Below are 19,143 nucleotides of genomic sequence, written 5' to 3' on the forward strand. Positions count from 1 at the left end.
ATGCTTACCCTCCTATCCCGATTAAGATCGTTTCAAGTGTGGCTTGTAGTGACTGAACAAGTATGTTCGGATAGACACCGATTAAAATGATAAACGCCAATAAGACGATGACAGGCACCATTTCAATTGGACGAATATCAATCGCTGATTCATAATCAGCTGCTGTCTTTCCAAACGTTACATTTAATACAGCACGCAGTAGATATGCAGCAGTTAGAATAATCCCTAATGCCCCAACCGCGGCAATACCCGGCATTGTGCCAAATAAACCGAGGAACGCCATGAATTCACTAACGAACCCTGACATACCAGGAAGTCCAAGCGAGGCCATTGCACCAGCTAATAGAAAGCCTGCTGTGATTGGCATTACTTTCGCAAGACCACTTAACTTATCAATGCGTGATGTTCCAACACGTTCGTACATCACACCAATTAAGAAGAACAATAGAGCTGAAATCAAGCCGTGTGAAATAACTCGGAAGATCGCGCCTTGAATTCCTGATTCATTCATTGCTCCAAGCCCGATTAAAACGATCCCCATGTGGGAAATACTTGAATAAGCAAGCACCATTTTGAAATCGGTTTGAATTAATGCAAGAAAAGCCCCATACAACAAGTTAATGACACCTAATACAGCTAGCACGACGGCCATGCTTTGAAATTCCTCAGGAAATACACCCATTCCTAAGCGAATCAAACCGTAAGCACCGATTTTTAGCAGAATACCAGAGTGAATCATAACAATTGCCGGTGGCGCCTGCACGTGCACACGCAGCATCCAGCTATGAAGCGGGAAGATTGGCAGCTTAACACCGAATGCAATCAGCAATGCTGTCGCAATTCCGAAACGAAAACCTTCTGAAATGCCATAATAAGCAAGCTGATCATTTGGTAGAGCCATAACCTCCACCAGCTCGTTAATATTGAGTGTGCCTGTTTTTACAAAAAGTGCTGCAAATGCAATTAGTAGAATCGCAGAGCCAAGACCATTATAAATAAGGAAAGAATATGCTGCACGTTCTTTCTCATCATAGCCCCATTTTCCAATTAAGAAGAACATTGGGACAAGCGTTAACTCAAAGAAAACGAAGAAGAGCAATAAATTTTCTGATGAAAATACACCAAGCATTCCGAGCTCAAGCAGCAAAAAGAGCATAAAATAACCCTTCCACTCTTTCTTAATATGAATGGAAGCAATCGCCGCAAGTGTTGAAACAACAGCGGTTAACAATACAAGCACAAGTGATAACCCTGTTAAGCCGAGCTCGTAATTAATGACAAGCTGTTGAATCGGCAAATCTGAATCACCGAATGCAAGCCATTTATGCTTTTCAATAAACTGACTGCCTTCTGCATTGTTCGTAAAGCTTCCGTAGACAATGAACGAAAGAAGAAGCGGCAGTAGTGTTGCAAGAAAACCAACTAATTTAATTTGTTTTTCATTATGTTTTGGAAGTAAGGCTAATATCGCAATCCCAACCAACGGGGAGAATACCAGCATTGATAATAGATATCCGCTCATCCGAAATACCCCCCTGTCAACGCAAGGATGACAACTAACACAGCCAAGCCGATGAACGCGACAGCTCCGTATGTTTGTACCTGTCCGTTTTGCAGCTTTGAACCGACTTTCCCAAGTCCTTGTGTCATGGCTGCTGTTGCGCCAACGATCCCTTCAACAACAAACTCATCAATATATTTAAGTAAATAGCCAATCGCACGTGTTGCATAGACGACTGTATATTTATATATTTCATCGATAAAGTATTTATTTAGAAGAATGGTATATGGCGTAACCGTATGTTTTGTAAGCCAATCACGTTCAATGAATTGATTTCCGTAAATCAAGTACGCGATGAAGATGCCAAGCATGGAGACACCAACTGCAAGAATCATAATCCATTCGCTTCCTGGAATATGTCCGAGCTCATGGCCCATCGTCGTACCTTCAGTCAACCAATCACCTAAGAATGTTCCGAACCACGGTGTATTCACATAACCTGAGAAGATAGCCAAGATACCGAGTATAATCATTGGAAAGGTCATTACAAATGGAGACTCATGAACATGTGACTGTTCGCCTCTCGCTTCTCCCCCAAAGACCATAAAGAATAAACGGAACATATAGAACGATGTGAAAAATGCAGCAACAACTGCCAATGTAAACAAACCATAATTTCCATGTGCCCATGCTGCTAATAAGATTTCATCCTTACTAAAGAAGCCTGAGAAAAATGGAAAACCACTAATAGCAAGCGTTCCAATTAGAAACAGCGGGCCTGTTAACTTCATTTTCTTCCACAAGCCGCCCATTTCCTCGATGTTTTGTGTATGAACAGCATGGATAACACTACCTGCCGCTAAGAACAATAACGCCTTGAAGAATGCATGCGTCATAAGATGGAATACACCTGCTACATAACCAGCAGAACCGAGTGCAAGCATCATATAACCAAGCTGACTGACTGTTGAATATGCGAGTACGCGTTTGATATCCTTCTGAACAAGACCGATACTCGCTGCGAAAATGGCAGTGAAACCACCAACAACCGCAATCGTATTCATCGCTGTTTCACTTGCTTCAAACAGCGGGAATAATGAAGCAACGAGATACACACCAGCCGCTACCATTGTAGCTGCGTGAATTAATGCTGAAACAGGTGTCGGACCTTCCATCGCATCTGGAAGCCATGTATGAAGCGGGAACTGACCTGACTTACCAACTGCTCCAATGAAAATTAAAATGGCACTAAGCGTAATAATTTCCGTGGAAATAGCCCCTGCTTCAACTGCCTTGAAAATCTTATCATATTCAAAGCTTCCAACCTGCCAGAATATTAGAATCATCCCAATGAAGAAACCAACATCCCCAATACGAGTCACAATAAATGCTTTCTTTGCTGCAGCCCTCGCTTCTCCTTTAAAGAAGTAGAAACCAATCAGCAAGAATGAACCTAGACCAACAAGCTCCCAGAACATATATACTTGAAGTAAGTTTGGAGAGATTACGAGCGAAAGCATCGCAAAAGTAAAGAGACCAAGATACGCATAGAAAATGCCGATTCTGTCGTCATCACTCATATAACCCCGTGAATACATATGTACAAGAAAACTTACAAGTGAAACAATTACAAGCATAAGAGCATTTAACTGATTAACTTCAAATCCAAATGTTAAGTCAACATTTCCGATTGTTAACCAAGTATTTTCTACTTTGACATTACCGCCCTGAAATCGAGCAAACAATACGCCGAATGACATAATACAGGAAGCGAGTGTTGCAATCATTCCGACTATGGCGCTGCTTGCTTTCATTTTCCTTCCAAATATCACTAAGAATATAAACGAGAGAAGCGGAAAGAGCGGTATAAGCCATGTATTTTCCATCATCTATCACAATCCCCTTCTTGGCTCACAGGATGTGAGTCATTCTTCTTCTCCACCCGGTTGTACTACTCCAAGCGGACTGTTCGAAATGAATTAACCCTATCCCCCAAAGATTTTCCTCTCTACCTAGCCATGCAGATGTTTCAAAAGACTAGTTTTTCAAAGAATTCATTTCATCTACATTTACAGTCGAACGGTTTCGGTAAAGCGCAATTAAGATCGCAAGCCCAACCGCTGCCTCTGCCGCTGCAATGGAGATTGTAAATAGAGAGAAGATTTGCCCTGTTATACTCGGGTTCACTCCATATTTACTGAAAGCAACAAGGTTAATATTTACCGAATTCAACATCAGCTCGATACAAATTAATACGATAACGGTATTTCGCTTCGTCAAAGCTCCGAATAAACCGATACAGAAAAGCGCCAGAGCAACAACTAAATAAACCGATAACGGGATACTACTCATTCACTCTCCGCCTCCTCATCATCACGTTTTGCTAAGATAATCGCTCCAATAAGTGCAACAAGGAGAACCACAGACGTTAATTCAAATGGAATCACATACTTCGAATAAAGCTCCATCCCAATTTTCTCTGTATTATCCACATGCAAATCCGTTGCTTGCTCACCTAACACTAAATCGTTAATTCCGAGGTAAACAACAACGAAGAAGCCAATGACGCCTGCGCCAACTATTACCTGCTTCAGCAAAGGCGCTTTCTCTTCACTCTTATCGTTATAGCGGGTTAACATAATTCCAAATAGCATAATAATCGTGATTGCGCCCGAGTAGACGAGTACTTGAACGACAGCTACAAATTCTGCAGAAAGCATGACATATAGTCCAGCAATTGATAAGAATGTGAACACGAGTGCGACAACCATGTGTACGACCTTCGTCAAATTCAACATGAGCACACCGCAGATAATTGCACAGAAAGCCAAAATAGCAAAAATCAAAAACTCTCCGCTCATGCCTTATTCTCCTTCCGTACATTGTTATCGTTCTCATCAAGCCATTCGAGATTCTTGAATAAATCGTCACGGCTATATTCTGCCAGCTCAAAGTTATTCGTCATCACGATCGCCTCTGTCGGACACACCTCTGTACATAAGTCACATAAAATACAGATTTCAAAGTTAATATCATACGTATCAATGACTTTTCCTTTTTTGTTCGGGTCAGGGTGTTTCTTCCCTGTTAACTGAATACAATCTGTCGGGCAAATGTTCGCACATTGGTTACAGACAATACACTTTTCCGGGTAAAACTTCTGGATCCCGCGGAACCGATCTGGTAACGGTAACGGTTTGTCTGGGTAGTCATATGTGACGCCTTTTTTCGTTAAATTTTTAAGGGTATATTTTAAACCTTTGGCTAAGCCGAGCATTTTACCACCCCTTTTACATTTTGCCGGCCTTTTCCGGTGTCCATTTTATTTAAAGAATAGCTCTTTCACGACCGCTGTAAGGAAGATATTTGCGAGCGCAATTGGTAATAACACTTTCCATGCAAATTCCATCAGCTGATCGGCGCGGACACGCGGGAACGTGGCACGGAACCAAATCATGATGAAGATAACCGCACTGAACTTCAAGGCGAACCATACTGGCCCTGGAATGAAACCTAAATAAGGAATTGGGTTCCAACCACCTAAGAATAGAACTGTAATAAGAGAGCCCATTGCGAAGAAATACACATACTCTGCAAGCATAAAAAATGCCCAGCGGAAGCCTGAGTATTCAACATGGAAACCGGCTACAAGCTCTGATTCTGCCTCTGGCAAGTCAAATGGCGCACGGTTCAACTCTGCAACTGCTGAAATAAAGAATACAACGAATGCAATTGGCTGTAAGAAGATATAAGCAACATTTTTCTGTGCATCAACAATGTCCATTAAGTTCAAGCTGCCGGAAAATAAGATAACACCGATAACAGACATAACAAGCGGAATTTCGTAGGAAATCATTTGGGCAGCGGCACGCATACCGCCGAGCAAGGCATATTTATTGTTCGATGCCCAGCCCCCAGTTACAACACCTATTGTCGTAATCCCTGAGACAGCAATGTAATAGAGAAGCCCAACTCCAATATCTGCAAAATGAAAGGCATTTGTAAACGGCATAACCGCTAACACCATAAATGCCGGTGCAAATGCAAGTACAGGTGCAAGAATAAAGAGCGGCTTATCCGCTGCTTTCGGAATCGAATCTTCTTTCAATAATAGCTTTAATACGTCGGCAACTGTTTGAAGCAGTCCCCAGCGCCCACCGACACGCGACGGACCTAAACGTGCCTGCATAAAACCCATTACTTTACGTTCAGCAAGAATACCATATGTTACGAAGCCTAATACAACTGCAAGTAACCCCGCGCCGAGTGCAAAGAACGCACCGAATGTTAACAAACTCGGAGGTGATTGCAATAGATTGTTAATCATTATCCATCGACCTCCCCAAGTACGATATCAATGCTACCAAGAATCGCAACAACATTAGCAATATTTTGACCCTTAAGCAACTTGGATAGAATCTGTAGGTTATAGAATGACGGCCTACGGAACTTCAAACGATATGGCTCTTTCTTTCCATCGCTGGCAATGTAGCAGCCAATTTCACCACGCGGCGATTCAATGCGGACATATCCTTCACCTTTTGGCGCTTTGATAATTCGCGGCACTTTTGCCATAATTGCCCCTTCACTCGGGAACTGTTCAACCGCTTGCTCACAAATGCGGATTGATTGCTCGATTTCTTCCATTCGAATCTCATAACGGGCCCAAGCATCTCCACCCGTTCTTGTCGGTACCTCAAAGTCAAACCTGTCATAGATGGAATATGGTTCATTCTTACGAAGGTCCCATTTCTCTCCTGTACAGCGCAAGCCGACACCGCTTAATGAGTATTGAAGGGCATCTTCACGTGTGTACTTACCGATACCTTTTACACGGTTCAAGAAGATTTCATTCCCTGTTACAAGCTCATGATAGCCTACCAGCTGCTCTCGCATATAAGGAAGGAATTCTCTTACCTTATCAATCCATCCATCCGGTGCATCCCACTTCACACCACCAACACGCATATAGTTGAATGTAAGACGCGCTCCTGAAAGTTCATTTAATAAGTTAATAATCATTTCCCGCTCACGGAATGCATATAAGAAAGGACTTAGTGCTCCAATATCAAGCAAGTATGTTCCATACCAAACAAGGTGACTTGCAATACGCCCTAGTTCCATGGCGAGCACCCGTAAATATTCTGCACGGTCTGGGATTTCAAGACCCATCATTGTTTCAACTGCGTGCACAAGCACATAGTTATTCGTCATCGCCGAAAGGTAATCCATTCGGTCTGTATACGGGATTATTTGCGTATATTGCAGGTCTTCAGCAAGCTTTTCAGTACCGCGGTGTAAGTAGCCGATGACAGGTGTAGCTTCGACAACTGTTTCTCCATCAACCTTTAATACAAGCCGGAAAACTCCGTGTGTACTGGGATGCTGAGGGCCGACGTTTAGCAGCATTTCTTCCGTTCTAAGCATGCTAGCTACACCTCCACATCATATGGCTCATAATCTTTACGAAGCGGATACCCAATCCAATCATCAGAAAGCAAAATGCGCTCTAAGCATGGATGATTGTTAAACACAATGCCAAGCAAATCATATGCTTCGCGCTCAGGCCAGTTTGCTCCCTGCCATACAGGAACAAGTGAGTCAATGACTGGCTTGTCACGATCAATTTTCACCTTAAGCGCCACAGATTGCTGGTTTTTATATGAATATAAATGGGTATATACTTCCATGTGAGTTTCGAAATCTGAGCCATGTAATTCACTTAAATATTCGAAACCTAATTGTTCGTTGTATTTCAGAAACTCTGCTAGTTTGAAATATGTATCAGGTTTTGCGACAAGTGTTGGAACATCTTTTGAAAGTCTATTAATATAGGAATCTTCAAGGATATCCTTACCAAGATTGTCTTCAATCACTTTTACATATTTATCAAGTGTTGGTTGGTTTGGTGATGGCTTCTCTTCTTCTGCTGGCGCTTCTTTCGCTTTCCCTGCAGAAGCAGCTTTCGCTTTCGCAGCGGCTGCGGCCTTCGCTTTGGCTTTAGCGGCAGCAATTGCTTTCGCCTTCTCATCATCCCCACCAGCAGAGTCTCCTGCTTGAGCCTTTGCTTTTGCAGCTGCGGCTGCTTTCGCCTTAGCGGCTGCAGCGGCCTTTGCCTTCGCTTTGGCCTTTTCATCATCTGTAGCTGGTTCTGCGCTCTCTTGTTGCTTTACCTTCTGCTTGGCGAGCGCAGCTGCTTTAGCTTTTGCGGCAGCGGCGGCCTTCGCTTTGGCTTTGGCTTTGGAATCGTCATTAGAAGCTGATGCTTCACCTTCTTGAGCCTTTGCCTTTTGCTTAGCAAGTGCCGCAGCTTTTGCTTTAGCAGCTGCTGCCGCTTTGGCCTTCGCCTTAGCCTTGTCATCATCTTCGCTTGGCGTTTCACTCTGTTGTTCTTTTGCCTTCTGCTTGGCTAAAGCAGCGGCTTTCGCCTTAGCTGCAGCGGCAGCCTTGGCTTTCGCTTTATCTTTATCGTCCTGTTCATCAGTGGAAGCGTCTTGCTTTTCAGCTGCTCGTTGCTTAGCTAATTCTGCTGCTTTCTTCTTTGCTTCTTCAGCAGCTTGCTTTTTCGCAGCGGCTTTGTCATCTTCTGAAACCGCTTTCTTAGCATCGCTTGCTTTTTGTTCTGCAAGCTTTTTCTTCGCTGCTTCCTTGGCTTTGGCAGCGGCTTCTTTCTTTAGCTGCTCCTTGTCCTTATCTGTCATTTATTAATCACCCGCTTCCCAGTCTTTGCTTCGTAGCGGATTTTCTCTTGTAATTTATTAATTCCATAAATTAATGCTGCCGGATTCGGAGGACAGCCCGGAATATAGACATCAACAGGTACGATTTGATCGACACCTTTTACAACGGCATATGATTTAATATATGGCCCGCCTGCCGTCGCACAGGAACCCATTGCGATTACCCATTTTGGCTCTGGCATTTGGTCATACAGACGTTTGACAATTGGGGCCATTTTCTTTGTTACTGTACCCGATACAATCATGCAGTCCGATTGACGTGGTGATGTACGGAAGAATGAACCGAAGCGGTCAAGGTCATAGTGAGATGCCCCAACGCCCATCATTTCAATCGCACAGCAAGCAAGCCCAAAGGTCATTGGCCAAATTGAATTACTTCTTGCCCAAGCTTTCAATTGTTCTAATGTTGTAAAGAACACGTTTCGTTTCAGTTCATCATGTTCTTCTGGTGTTACATTCTCTAAGTTCAGCTCCATTTTAACACCTTCTTCTTCCATGCATAGATTAGCCCGATAAGGAGCATGATGACGAATATCAACATTTCAATTAATGCAAAAATACCTAACTTATCATAAGCAACTGCCCATGGGTATAAAAAAACAGTCTCAACATCAAAGATGACAAACATTAAAGCAAAAATATAATAGCGTACATTAAAACGAATACGTGCATCATGAAAGGGTTCAATACCGCTTTCATAGGTTGTTTGCTTCTCTGCAGTAGGCTTATTTGGCCTCAACAATTTCCCTGCTGTCAATGCAACAGCCGGCAACAAGATACCTAGCATCAGAAAAGCCACAACAATTAAATAATTGTTCTGGTATTGAAAGAAATCTCCCATACCCTCCCCCTCCAAACCTTGATTTTTCACAATTTTGTGTAACCGCCCCTATTATAGCAAATACCAATATTTGTGTCGATAAATGTTCAAAAACTACTGAGAAATGTTTAAGGGCTTTTCATTTTAATCTTCCACATTAATGTTATTATCATTTTCTTCAGGTCATGCCTATTGTCCTGTGAAGAATTTCGTAATAAAAAGAGCCCTAAGGACAGATCAATCCTTAAGGCTATCATTATTTCCCGGTTACATCTAAACGGTTAACCGCGCGCTGTAATGCTGACTCAGCACGTCTGAAATCAATATTATCTTTTTGTCCACTTTGAAGACGGCGCTCTGCACGTTCTTTTGCAGCCTTTGCCCGCTCGACATCAATGTGATCAGGTAACTCAGCTGCTTGAGCTAATACTGTTACTTGTTCTTTGCGAACTTCGACAAAACCGCCAGAGACCGCAATCATTTGTGTACTTCCACTTTGCTTAAGCCGAACAGCACTAACTGCAAGCGGAGCAACCATCGGAATGTGTCCTGGTAAAATACCAAGTTCCCCGCTTAGTGCCTTTACGCTGATCATTTCCACATCCGAATCGTAGACAGAGCCGTCGGGTGTAACGACACTAACTCTCATGGTACTCATAAAGAACCCTCCTATTATTAGCAGTGAGGCAGGAGAAATAGCATATTCGATTAACCTATTTCTCTCTACTCACTCTTAGCTAATAATTATGCTCCTTGCATTTCCTTTGCTTTTTCAACGACTTCCTCAATGCGACCGACTAGGCGGAACGCATCCTCTGGAACATCGTCGTGTTTACCGTCAAGGATTTCGCGGAACCCTTTGATTGTTTCCTGAACTGGAACGTATGAACCAGCTTGGCCAGTAAACTGCTCTGCAACGTGGAAGTTTTGTGATAAGAAGAACTGAACACGACGTGCACGGTGTACAGTAAGCTTATCTTCATCAGAAAGCTCATCCATACCAAGGATAGCAATGATATCTTGCAACTCTTTATAACGTTGCAATGTTTGCTGTACCTCACGAGCCACTTTGTAATGTTCTTCTCCAACAATTTCAGGTGCAAGTGCACGAGAAGTTGAAGCAAGTGGATCCACGGCAGGGTAGATACCCATTTCAGACAATTTACGTTCAAGGTTAGTTGTCGCATCTAAGTGGGCGAATGTCGTAGCCGGTGCCGGGTCAGTGTAGTCATCGGCAGGTACGTATACCGCTTGGATAGATGTGATTGAACCTTTGTTTGTAGATGTGATACGTTCTTGCAATTGACCCATTTCAGTTGCAAGTGTCGGTTGGTAACCAACGGCAGATGGCATACGGCCAAGTAGCGCTGATACCTCAGAACCTGCTTGTGTGAAACGGAAGATATTATCGATGAACAATAGTACGTCTTGACCTTGCTCATCACGGAAGTGTTCAGCCATTGTCAAACCTGTAAGGGCAACACGTTGACGTGCACCAGGTGGTTCGTTCATCTGACCGAATACCATTGCTGTTTTATTGATTACACCAGAGTCTTTCATTTCATAGTAAAGGTCATTACCTTCACGTGTACGCTCACCTACGCCGGCGAATACTGAGATACCACCGTGCTCTTGAGCGATGTTATTGATAAGCTCCTGGATAAGTACCGTTTTACCTACACCGGCACCACCGAACAAACCGATCTTACCACCCTTTACGTAAGGGGCAAGAAGGTCAACGACTTTAATTCCTGTTTCAAGAATTACAGTCTCTGTTGATAGTTGGTCAAACGTTGGTGCAAGACGGTGAATTGGATCACGAGGTGTATCTGCAGGAAGATCCTCATCAAGGTCAATCTTATTTCCTAGAACGTTAAATACACGGCCTAGTGTAACTTCACCAACTGGGACAGAGATTGGGCTGCCAGTGTCAAGAGCTTCCATACCGCGCATAATACCGTCAGTTGAAGCCATTGCAACTGTACGAACCATATCGTCACCAAGGTGAAGAGCTACTTCTAATGTCAAATCAATGTCAGATTCTGACTCTGATTGAGCTTTATATACGACTTTTAGGGCGTTATAAATATCCGGAAGTTGGCCATTTTCGAACTTTACGTCAACAACTGGACCCATAACTTGGGTAACGCGTCCTTTGATCATCGTTTTCCCTCCTTACTGACTTCATACTGGTTTGATGATGAACAAGAACGATGCGTTCATCACGACTTTCTGTCTTAACCGTTATTCTAACGCTGCTGCACCGCCGACAATTTCCGTGATTTCCTGGGTAATTGCTGCTTGACGAGCACGGTTATAGGAAAGCGTAAGTGAGTCAATTAACTCGCCTGCGTTATCTGTTGCATTCTTCATCGCAGTCATACGAGCAGCATGTTCACTGGCTTTACCATCGAGCAACGCACCATAGATGAGACTTTCCGCATATTGCGGTAGTAACTCTTCTAAAATTTCTTCTTGAGAAGGTTCATATTCATATGAACTTAAAGCAGTACTTCCTGTATCTTCAGCTAAGTCAGTTAATGGTAACAGCTTCTTGACTGAAAGATCCTGCTGAATTGCACTTACAAAGTGGTTATAATACATAAATAACTCATCATAAGTTTCTTCGGCAAAGTACTGTACCGCTTGACTAGCAATATCTTTCACATCTGAAAACATTGGCTCATCCGGCATTCCGGTAATTTCTTTAATAATCGGCATATTGCGCTTCTTAAAGAAATCACGTCCTACACGGCCAATAACAAGAATTGCATATTCATCTGTTGAGCGATGGCGCTCTTGGATCGTTTGGTATACACTACGAAGAACAGTACTGTTGTATGCACCAGCCAAGCCACGGTCAGAAGTGATGACAAGATAACCTGTCTTCTTCACTTCGCGTGTCTCCATCATTGGATGGCTTACATCATTGCTACCAGTAGCGATGCTTGCTACAACCTCTTGAATCTTCTCCATATACGGGTTAAAAGACTTTGCGTTTCCTTCCGCGCGATTTAGCTTGGAAGCAGAAACCATTTCCATCGCTTTTGTAATTTGCATTGTTTTCTTTGTCGAAGTAATCCTCGCTTTAATATCGCGTAAAGACGCCACTCGATCTCACCACCTTCAAGTCGTGTTCAAAAAGTAAATCAAGTGTTCGCTTGACTTCTTTTTGAACACGCAATTTTCGAATCTATCGTTGATGAGGGTATCAATTAATTATTAGACGCAACGAACGTTTTCTTAAATTCATTGATTGCCGCTTTGAAGTCATCATCTTCAGGTAAGTTACCTGTTTCACGAATGTGGCTAAGCAACTCTTTGCGGTTATGCTCTAACCATGTATGATACTCTTCTTCAAAACGTTGAATATCTTCAACAGCTACATCGTCTAAGAAACCTTTTGTTAAGGCATATAGACTTGCTACCTGCTTTTCAACTGGTAGTGGCTTATGAAGTCCTTGCTTAAGTACCTCAACTGTACGAGCACCACGGTTCAATTTAGCCTGAGTTGCTTTATCCAAGTCAGACCCGAACTGCGCGAATGCTTCCAGCTCACGGTATGATGCAAGGTCAAGACGTAGAGTACCAGAAACCTTCTTCATTGCTTTGATTTGTGCTGAACCACCTACACGTGATACGGAAAGACCCGCGTTCACGGCTGGACGTACACCAGAGTGGAACAAGTCAGATTGCAAGAAGATCTGTCCATCAGTGATTGAGATAACGTTTGTTGGGATGTAAGCAGATACATCACCTGCTTGTGTTTCGATAAATGGTAGAGCAGTTAAAGAACCTGCACCCAATGCGTCACTCAATTTCGCTGCACGCTCTAGTAAGCGAGAGTGCAAGTAGAATACGTCCCCTGGGAATGCTTCACGACCTGGTGGACGGCGAAGTAGCAATGAAAGCTCACGGTATGCAGCAGCTTGTTTTGATAAGTCATCATAGATAACAAGAACGTGCTTGCCGTTATACATGAACTCTTCACCCATTGTTACACCTGTATATGGTGCTAGGTACAATAATGGTGCTGGTTGTGATGCACTTGCTGTTACAACGATTGTGTAATCAAGTGCTCCATGGTGACGAAGTGTTTCTACTACACCACGTACTGTTGATTCTTTCTGACCGATTGCAACGTAGATACAAATCATATCCTCGTCTTTTTGGTTAAGGATTGTATCGATTGCTACAGCCGTTTTACCAGTTTGGCGGTCACCGATAATCAACTCACGCTGACCACGACCGATTGGAATCAAAGCATCAATCGCTTTAATACCAGTTTGAAGTGGTTCGTGTACTGATTTACGTGCCATTACTCCTGGCGCTTGTCCTTCAATTGGACGAGTATTTGTTGTTTCGATTGGACCTAATCCGTCAACTGGTTGTCCGAGCGGGTTAACAACGCGGCCTAGTAGTTCCTCGCCTACAGGTACTTCCATGATGCGACCAGTACGACGTACTTCGTCACCTTCACGGATATCTGTGTATGGTCCAAGGATAACGATACCAACGTTATTTTCCTCTAAGTTTTGTGCCAGACCCATGACACCATTTGAAAATTCAACAAGCTCACCAGCCATGACATTGTCAAGTCCATGAGCACGCGCGATACCGTCACCAATTTGGATAACTGTACCGACATTACTTACTTCAATATCTGACTGATAGTTTTCGATTTGCTTTTTTATCAGCGCACTAATTTCTTCTGCGTTAATGCTCATGAATTTCACCCCTATCTTCAGCTTTTTGCAGAAACTAACTGCCGTTCAACACGATCAATTTTACCTTTGACGCTACCGTCGAAAATCGTATTACCGATGCGTAATTTTACGCCACCGAGCAAGTTCTTATCTACAATATTTGTAATGCGAAGCTCTTTCTTACCAACTTTCGCAGCGAAAGCCTCCGAAAGCGCTTTTTCTTCATCTGTTGCTAATGGACGCACAGTGTACACTTTCGCCTCTGCAACACCTTGCGCTTCATTCGCACGTTCAAAGTAATGCTCAATGAGTTCAAAAACAACACCTTCACGTTTTCGGTCAATCAGCAAGTAAAAGGTATTTAAGATAAGTACAGAGCATCCAGCGAATGTCTCTTGAATCATGCCTTTCTTTGCTTCCTTCGAAAACTTAGGATGTTGAAGCAATACAAAGAACTCTTTGTGCGTAGTAAGCACTTGATAAACTGTTTTCAACTCTTGATACGTTTCTTCCAGTTTATTTTGTTCTTTGGCTGCTTGGAAAAGAGCTTCAGCATAACGCTTGGCTACTACATTTTGGCTCATCGCTCTTCTCCTGCCTCTTTGATATATTCATTAATTAATTTTTGTTGATCTTGTTCATCAAGCTCTTTTTCGATTACTTTAGTTGCAATCATTACAGACAATGAAGCCACTTGTTCACGTAGCGCAGAGATTGCCTGTTCTTTTTCTTGCTCGATTTCTTTCATTGCAGCTTCTTTCAGACGAGCTGCTTCTTGGCGTGCTTTCTCAAGCATATCTTTTTCTTGCTGTTCACCCATTTTCTTCGCATTTTCAATCAATGCTTGGGCTTCATTGCGTGCTTCTTGTAAAGCTTCACGCTGTTGTGTCACAAACTGCTCAGCTTCCTTACGGCTTTGTTCAGCTTGCTTAATTTCACTTGAGATATGTTGTTCACGCTGTTTCATAATGCCCATAAGTGGACCAAATGCATATTTACGCAAAAGTGCTAACAAGATTAGGAACATTACAAGCTGGAAGATGATATCTCCACCATTAATGCCACCAGTACTAGCACCAAGAACAAAAAGGTCTGCACCAAACTGCACGGTGTTCACTCCCTTCAAGAGTCATCCAATCCCTCGTATTCAAGAGAATTACGAAAAATCGTTAATCAATTATAAAAACATGTTTTTAATGACCATAAACAGGGTAAAATGATAATGCTGATGGTTCAAATCATACGTACATAAAGGAATGGCGAAGGTTATCGCGTGTTACGATCTTCGCCATTATGAACTATTGTATAAGTTCAGTATCTAATTACTTTATGTAATTAACCACCCATTACGATGAATGCGATAACTACCGCGATGATTGGAATCGCCTCAACCAATGCTACCCCGATAAACATAGTTGTTTGAAGAGCACCACGAAGTTCTGGTTGACGAGCAATACCTTCTACTGTACGACTTACGATAAGACCGTTACCAATACCTGCACCTAGTGCTGCTAGACCAATTGCGATTGCAGCTGCTAAAAGATTCATTGAAAAAGTCCTCCCTCTTATTTGAAAAATTTTAAACTTTTATTAAATATTAATGGTCATGACTCACTTTGTGGGCCATATAAACCATTGTTAACATAGTAAAGATAAATGCTTGGATAGCACCTACGAAAAGACTAAATCCTTGCCACACAAGCATCGGAATGATTGCTCCCAATGTGCCGGCAACACCACTTGTTGCTAGACCTGCTAGCAAGCCTAATAAAATTTCACCTGCAAAGATATTTCCATAAAGACGTAAGCCAAGAGTTAGCGTGTTAGCAAACTCCTCGATAATCTTTAGAGGGAATAAGAAAGGCATCGGTTTAAAGAAATCACGCCCGTATTCAGCTGCACCCTTTAGTTTTACACCATAGAAATGTGTTAACGCAACAACCATTGTAGCAAGTGTCAATGTAATTGTTGGGTCAGCAGTTGGTGATTTCCACCAAAGGTCATGTCCTATAATGACGGAAAATGGAAGACCTAGCATATTTGAAACAAAAATATACATAAGTAATGTCATTCCTAGTGTTAAGAAACGACCCCCTGTTTTCCAATCCATTGTACTTCCAATAATTCCTTTAACGAAATCCATGACCCACTCAAGGAAATTCTGCATGCCCGTTGGGTTCATCTGCAATGAGCGAGTAGCCGCAACAGCAATTAGGAAGGTAATTAAGGAAGCAACAGTAACCATGAGGACATTCGACATACTAAATGTGAGACCTAAAAACTCGACAGTGTAAGCACCATGTTCCACTTCAGTTTCACCTCACTTTCAAACTACTTACGAAAGGATTGGACTAAGCTATCTATCATAATGACAAGATAGGGTGTCATTATTCCAATAATTACACTAATGAGATGAAGCCGTTCTGGATATTCCAAAGCAATTAGTACAGCTAGTCCTGCTAAAGCCATTCTTGAAATCATTCCAAGTGAGCGTACGCTCTGCCCGGAAGCAGCGGCTTTACCAAAGGAATCTGTCTTCCTTGCCATCATCCAGTAGTTATACATCCCAACAGCGGCACCTAAGGCTAAGCCAAGAAAAATAGGCTTATAGGAGGTAACGCCCCAGCCAACTAGAAAAATTGCAAGCACGTTCATTATGTATTTTCGATGACGTTTGAACATGTCTTCAAATTGAGGCATTAGCTTTCTTCTCCATAAAAGTAACGAATTGTTCGGTATGTACCGTAAGTTCCAGTTGCTAAACCGAGTAGGAGTCCTATAATAAGGAAGAGCGGAGATGTTTCTGCTAATCGGTCAAGCCATCTTCCACCGAAGATACCGATCAATACAGAACCCGCCAATTGTGAAAGGATCGTGGACATTAAAGCTATGGCTTGCAAAGGACGCCGCTTATCATCACGCAATTGAAACGCTCCTTCGGCATTAATTTTTCAGAATATACAAAATATTGCTCATCTAAATCTACATGAATCCTTATTATGAAAACCTTATCATTTAATATCCTTTGTAAGCATACAATAGGGTTTCCACAATGTCAATGCGTTTACAGTATAAATGCAACCATTTTGAACTTGTTCAAAAATACGTCAAATTTTCAAAGAAAATCTATCATTTTTTACTACATTATCGCAAAGAAAACTTATGGTTTTTTGTTCCTGTACCTACCTGCGTATATATTTGCTGGGTGCTTATTTTTCCTTCATTTTCGATTAACACAATTGCTTGATACACACCATCAGGTACTTCTAATTCTTCACGCAAATAAATACCTTCTTTTCGTCCTCGTTTCACTTGCTGTTCTTCATGAAGAGTCGTTACTAATCGCAAAGTATCTGGATCAAATAACATCACCTTTAATTGCTCTACATCTTCCGGTAAATATAGCTCATACTTGTAGCTATTTTGGTTATCATCTAAGCCAAAATGAAAGCCCATTACTTTTTGATAGGAAGTATCTTCTATTATATATAAGTAAGGAACAGTTAAGATATCCTCCCCACCACGTACTTCTAAGTAACCGCTATACATTCCTGCCTGTAAGAATTCCGGTTGTAGATCGACCACAACCTCTACTTGCTTTTTCGTGTATGGCTGCAAAGTAAATGTCTTCGGTACTTTCCATTGGACACCCTTTGTTACGCCTGGTATTCCGAATGTATATCTTCTTTCTGTGGCACCTTTGTTTTCAATTGTAAATGGCAGCTTCTTTTTCACACGACCGAACTTTTTATCGAACAACCCAAATGAAAGTGAAGAAGGGTAAGCAAGGCTTTCAGTCTTCAATGCCCGGTCAATTTGAATACGGCCTGCACCTTGCTCATATACCTCGTACAGTTCACCTTCTTCGTTATATAATTTCTTTGCTGTATTCATTAGTGCTGCTTTTACTTCTTGCGGAGCCCAGTCTGGGTGTTTTTCTTTAATAAGTGCAGATGCACCTGCAACATGAGGGGCTGCCATACTCGTTCCGTTCATTGCTTCATATCCAATTGGAACTGTACTGTTTATCGCAACACCTGGAGCTGTTACATCCGGCTTGATCCCCCAATCAACTGTGACAGGCCCACGGGAGCTAAAAGACGCGAGCTGATCTTCAATGGATACCCGCTTTGTCTCCAAATAATGATGTCCTGAAGAAATATCTTGAAGCAAATGTTTTCCTTCTTCCTTCGTCAAAGAGGCAACAGGAATTTTGAAGGTTCCTTCTAATAAACCTTGAAATGCACCTTTTTCATTATTATAGATTAGCAAGGCCTTAGCACCTGCATTTTCGGCATTAATGGCTTTTTCAGTAAATGAAATTTCTCCCCGTTCTACTAAAGCAACTTTACCTTTTGCATTTTTATAATCAGAAGGAAGTCCTTTTCCTGCTGTAACAATTTCGGTGTCTCTCGTCTGGCTCCATGAAGGTGAACCTTGAAGAAGTCTTATTGGCACAAGCTTATCTTCTGAAAAAAGCTGAATGAATGGTATTTTTAATGGAGGGGCAGATGCACCGACAGAAATTGCTTTCTCTGAAGTACCTGGTGAACCTACCGTCCAGATCCCCGGTCCTGAATTCCCCGTGGATGTAACGGCGATCACACCTTTTTCTACTGCCTTATTCAAAGCAATACTTGTCGGCCAGTCCGGTCCATTCACATCATTTCCAAGCGATAAATTAATAATATCCATTCCATCCTTCACTGCTCTTTCGATGGCTGCAATTACTTGTTCGGAAGTTCCCATTCCTCCTGGGCCTAGCGCACGGTAAGCATATACCTCTGCCTCAGGAGCAACGCCTTTTAATTTTCCATTAGCTGCGATAATACCAGCTACATGTGTGCCATGACTTGTCGGCATGCCCTGCTTAACTGTCGTTTCAAGCGGATCGTTATCTTTATCCACTACATCATAACCCCCGCTATAGCTTGTACGAAGGTCAGGGTGATGATAATCAACGCCTGTATCAATTACCCCAACTTTGACCCCTTTCCCAGTCACTTCTTCAAGATCGCCAACAGCCTTTCGGATATGCTCACCGCCGAGGAAAGGAACACTCTCATCAAGCTTTACTTTATATGAAGAAACTGGGTGAATTTTTTTAATGCCCGTTTCTTTTTCCAGATTTATTTTATCTTGAACAGACCCTGTCATCGCAAAGCCATGAAAGACTGTATCATATCGCTCTGTTACTTGGAATGAAGGGTACTTTTCAATCATACTGTCAACCGAAACAGACTCTTCTAATTCCACCAGAAACTTTTGCTGAGCTACTGCTTGGCTTTGAAAGCTAAATATAGGGAAAAGAATCATAACAATTAATACCGTTCTGAACATGGATGCTCACCTCTATGTGTTAGCATGCCACATCTT

Annotated in this window: 21 protein-coding genes; all 21 read right to left on the bottom strand. The window is 42.3% G+C overall.

The window, feature by feature from the left end:
* Window positions 1-4: 4 nt before the first annotated feature.
* The gene (locus tag LC040_15755) at window positions 5-1,522 is read right to left on the bottom strand and encodes an NADH-quinone oxidoreductase subunit M (GenBank protein ID WLR50701.1); all 1,518 of its coding nucleotides are present in this window, start codon (window positions 1,520-1,522) and stop codon (window positions 5-7) included.
* Complete coding sequence (nuoL, locus tag LC040_15760; protein ID WLR50702.1) at window positions 1,519-3,390, bottom strand: NADH-quinone oxidoreductase subunit L; 1,872 nt, start codon at window positions 3,388-3,390, stop codon at window positions 1,519-1,521. Before nuoL ends, LC040_15755 begins: the two co-directional genes overlap by 4 nt.
* A gap of 148 nt (window positions 3,391-3,538) precedes the next feature.
* On the bottom strand, window positions 3,539-3,853 hold the full coding sequence (gene nuoK / locus LC040_15765; GenBank protein WLR50703.1) for an NADH-quinone oxidoreductase subunit NuoK: 315 nt from the start codon (window positions 3,851-3,853) through the stop codon (window positions 3,539-3,541).
* Window positions 3,850-4,362, bottom strand: coding sequence for an NADH-quinone oxidoreductase subunit J (locus LC040_15770; protein ID WLR50704.1), 513 nt, complete (start codon window positions 4,360-4,362; stop codon window positions 3,850-3,852). Before LC040_15770 ends, nuoK begins: the two co-directional genes overlap by 4 nt.
* Window positions 4,359-4,778: an NADH-quinone oxidoreductase subunit NuoI gene (gene nuoI, locus LC040_15775; protein WLR50705.1), complete on the bottom strand. Its 420-nt coding sequence runs from the start codon at window positions 4,776-4,778 to the stop codon at window positions 4,359-4,361. Before nuoI ends, LC040_15770 begins: the two co-directional genes overlap by 4 nt.
* Before the next feature lie 45 nt (window positions 4,779-4,823).
* Window positions 4,824-5,828 carry an NADH-quinone oxidoreductase subunit NuoH gene (nuoH, locus tag LC040_15780; protein WLR50706.1) on the bottom strand — a complete coding sequence of 335 codons (1,005 nt, stop codon included), beginning with the start codon at window positions 5,826-5,828 and terminating at the stop codon, window positions 4,824-4,826.
* Window positions 5,828-6,928: an NADH-quinone oxidoreductase subunit D gene (locus LC040_15785; protein ID WLR50707.1), complete on the bottom strand. Its 1,101-nt coding sequence runs from the start codon at window positions 6,926-6,928 to the stop codon at window positions 5,828-5,830. The genes nuoH and LC040_15785 overlap by 1 nt, the downstream gene beginning before the upstream one ends.
* 5 nt (window positions 6,929-6,933) lie before the next feature.
* A complete protein-coding gene (locus tag LC040_15790) occupies window positions 6,934-8,202 on the bottom strand; it encodes an NADH-quinone oxidoreductase subunit C (GenBank protein WLR50708.1) in 1,269 nt (422 codons plus the stop codon).
* Window positions 8,199-8,717, bottom strand: coding sequence for an NADH-quinone oxidoreductase subunit B family protein (locus tag LC040_15795; protein WLR50709.1), 519 nt, complete (start codon window positions 8,715-8,717; stop codon window positions 8,199-8,201). Before LC040_15795 ends, LC040_15790 begins: the two co-directional genes overlap by 4 nt.
* Window positions 8,708-9,082: an NADH-quinone oxidoreductase subunit A gene (locus LC040_15800; protein WLR50710.1), complete on the bottom strand. Its 375-nt coding sequence runs from the start codon at window positions 9,080-9,082 to the stop codon at window positions 8,708-8,710. Before LC040_15800 ends, LC040_15795 begins: the two co-directional genes overlap by 10 nt.
* 235 nt (window positions 9,083-9,317) lie before the next feature.
* Window positions 9,318-9,719: a F0F1 ATP synthase subunit epsilon gene (locus LC040_15805; protein ID WLR50711.1), complete on the bottom strand. Its 402-nt coding sequence runs from the start codon at window positions 9,717-9,719 to the stop codon at window positions 9,318-9,320.
* Between the two features lie 86 nt (window positions 9,720-9,805).
* Window positions 9,806-11,224 carry a F0F1 ATP synthase subunit beta gene (gene atpD, locus LC040_15810; GenBank protein WLR50712.1) on the bottom strand — a complete coding sequence of 473 codons (1,419 nt, stop codon included), beginning with the start codon at window positions 11,222-11,224 and terminating at the stop codon, window positions 9,806-9,808.
* A gap of 81 nt (window positions 11,225-11,305) precedes the next feature.
* Entirely contained in the window at window positions 11,306-12,172 is an 867-nt protein-coding gene (locus tag LC040_15815) for a F0F1 ATP synthase subunit gamma (protein WLR50713.1), read from the bottom strand.
* Between the two features lie 104 nt (window positions 12,173-12,276).
* Window positions 12,277-13,788, bottom strand: a complete 1,512-nt coding sequence (gene atpA, locus LC040_15820) for a F0F1 ATP synthase subunit alpha (protein WLR50714.1) — start codon at window positions 13,786-13,788, stop codon at window positions 12,277-12,279.
* A gap of 17 nt (window positions 13,789-13,805) precedes the next feature.
* On the bottom strand, window positions 13,806-14,351 hold the full coding sequence (locus tag LC040_15825; protein WLR50715.1) for a F0F1 ATP synthase subunit delta: 546 nt from the start codon (window positions 14,349-14,351) through the stop codon (window positions 13,806-13,808).
* Window positions 14,348-14,875 carry a F0F1 ATP synthase subunit B gene (gene atpF, locus LC040_15830; protein ID WLR50716.1) on the bottom strand — a complete coding sequence of 176 codons (528 nt, stop codon included), beginning with the start codon at window positions 14,873-14,875 and terminating at the stop codon, window positions 14,348-14,350. Before atpF ends, LC040_15825 begins: the two co-directional genes overlap by 4 nt.
* 227 nt (window positions 14,876-15,102) lie before the next feature.
* Complete coding sequence (atpE, locus tag LC040_15835) at window positions 15,103-15,315, bottom strand: F0F1 ATP synthase subunit C (GenBank protein WLR50717.1); 213 nt, start codon at window positions 15,313-15,315, stop codon at window positions 15,103-15,105.
* A 49-nt stretch (window positions 15,316-15,364) separates the two neighbouring features.
* Window positions 15,365-16,075: a F0F1 ATP synthase subunit A gene (gene atpB, locus LC040_15840; GenBank protein ID WLR50718.1), complete on the bottom strand. Its 711-nt coding sequence runs from the start codon at window positions 16,073-16,075 to the stop codon at window positions 15,365-15,367.
* Window positions 16,076-16,098: 23 nt separating this feature from the next.
* Window positions 16,099-16,467, bottom strand: coding sequence for an ATP synthase subunit I (locus tag LC040_15845; GenBank protein ID WLR50719.1), 369 nt, complete (start codon window positions 16,465-16,467; stop codon window positions 16,099-16,101).
* Window positions 16,467-16,691, bottom strand: a complete 225-nt coding sequence (locus tag LC040_15850; protein WLR50720.1) for an AtpZ/AtpI family protein — start codon at window positions 16,689-16,691, stop codon at window positions 16,467-16,469. The genes LC040_15845 and LC040_15850 overlap by 1 nt, the downstream gene beginning before the upstream one ends.
* A gap of 220 nt (window positions 16,692-16,911) precedes the next feature.
* Complete coding sequence (locus tag LC040_15855; protein WLR50721.1) at window positions 16,912-19,107, bottom strand: S8 family serine peptidase; 2,196 nt, start codon at window positions 19,105-19,107, stop codon at window positions 16,912-16,914.
* Window positions 19,108-19,143: the final 36 nt, after the last annotated feature.

It is taken from the genome of Bacillus tianshenii (assembly GCA_020524525.2).
Taxonomy (GTDB): domain Bacteria; phylum Bacillota; class Bacilli; order Bacillales; family Bacillaceae_N; genus Bacillus_AV.

Bases quoted from the DNA above. Each gene is read 5' to 3' on its own strand.
- LC040_15755 (WLR50701.1), bottom strand. From the start codon at position 1,522: ATGAGCGGATATCTATTATCAATGCTGGTATTCTCCCCGTTGGTTGGG.
- nuoL (WLR50702.1), bottom strand. From the start codon at position 3,390: ATGATGGAAAATACATGGCTTATACCGCTCTTTCCGCTTCTCTCGTTT.
- nuoK (WLR50703.1), bottom strand. From the start codon at position 3,853: ATGAGTAGTATCCCGTTATCGGTTTATTTAGTTGTTGCTCTGGCGCTT.
- LC040_15770 (WLR50704.1), bottom strand. From the start codon at position 4,362: ATGAGCGGAGAGTTTTTGATTTTTGCTATTTTGGCTTTCTGTGCAATT.
- nuoI (WLR50705.1), bottom strand. From the start codon at position 4,778: ATGCTCGGCTTAGCCAAAGGTTTAAAATATACCCTTAAAAATTTAACG.
- nuoH (WLR50706.1), bottom strand. From the start codon at position 5,828: ATGATTAACAATCTATTGCAATCACCTCCGAGTTTGTTAACATTCGGT.
- LC040_15785 (WLR50707.1), bottom strand. From the start codon at position 6,928: ATGCTTAGAACGGAAGAAATGCTGCTAAACGTCGGCCCTCAGCATCCC.
- LC040_15790 (WLR50708.1), bottom strand. From the start codon at position 8,202: ATGACAGATAAGGACAAGGAGCAGCTAAAGAAAGAAGCCGCTGCCAAA.
- LC040_15795 (WLR50709.1), bottom strand. From the start codon at position 8,717: ATGGAGCTGAACTTAGAGAATGTAACACCAGAAGAACATGATGAACTG.
- LC040_15800 (WLR50710.1), bottom strand. From the start codon at position 9,082: ATGGGAGATTTCTTTCAATACCAGAACAATTATTTAATTGTTGTGGCT.
- LC040_15805 (WLR50711.1), bottom strand. From the start codon at position 9,719: ATGAGTACCATGAGAGTTAGTGTCGTTACACCCGACGGCTCTGTCTAC.
- atpD (WLR50712.1), bottom strand. From the start codon at position 11,224: ATGATCAAAGGACGCGTTACCCAAGTTATGGGTCCAGTTGTTGACGTA.
- atpA (WLR50714.1), bottom strand. From the start codon at position 13,788: ATGAGCATTAACGCAGAAGAAATTAGTGCGCTGATAAAAAAGCAAATC.
- LC040_15825 (WLR50715.1), bottom strand. From the start codon at position 14,351: ATGAGCCAAAATGTAGTAGCCAAGCGTTATGCTGAAGCTCTTTTCCAA.
- atpE (WLR50717.1), bottom strand. From the start codon at position 15,315: ATGAATCTTTTAGCAGCTGCAATCGCAATTGGTCTAGCAGCACTAGGT.
- LC040_15845 (WLR50719.1), bottom strand. From the start codon at position 16,467: ATGCCTCAATTTGAAGACATGTTCAAACGTCATCGAAAATACATAATG.
- LC040_15855 (WLR50721.1), bottom strand. From the start codon at position 19,107: ATGTTCAGAACGGTATTAATTGTTATGATTCTTTTCCCTATATTTAGC.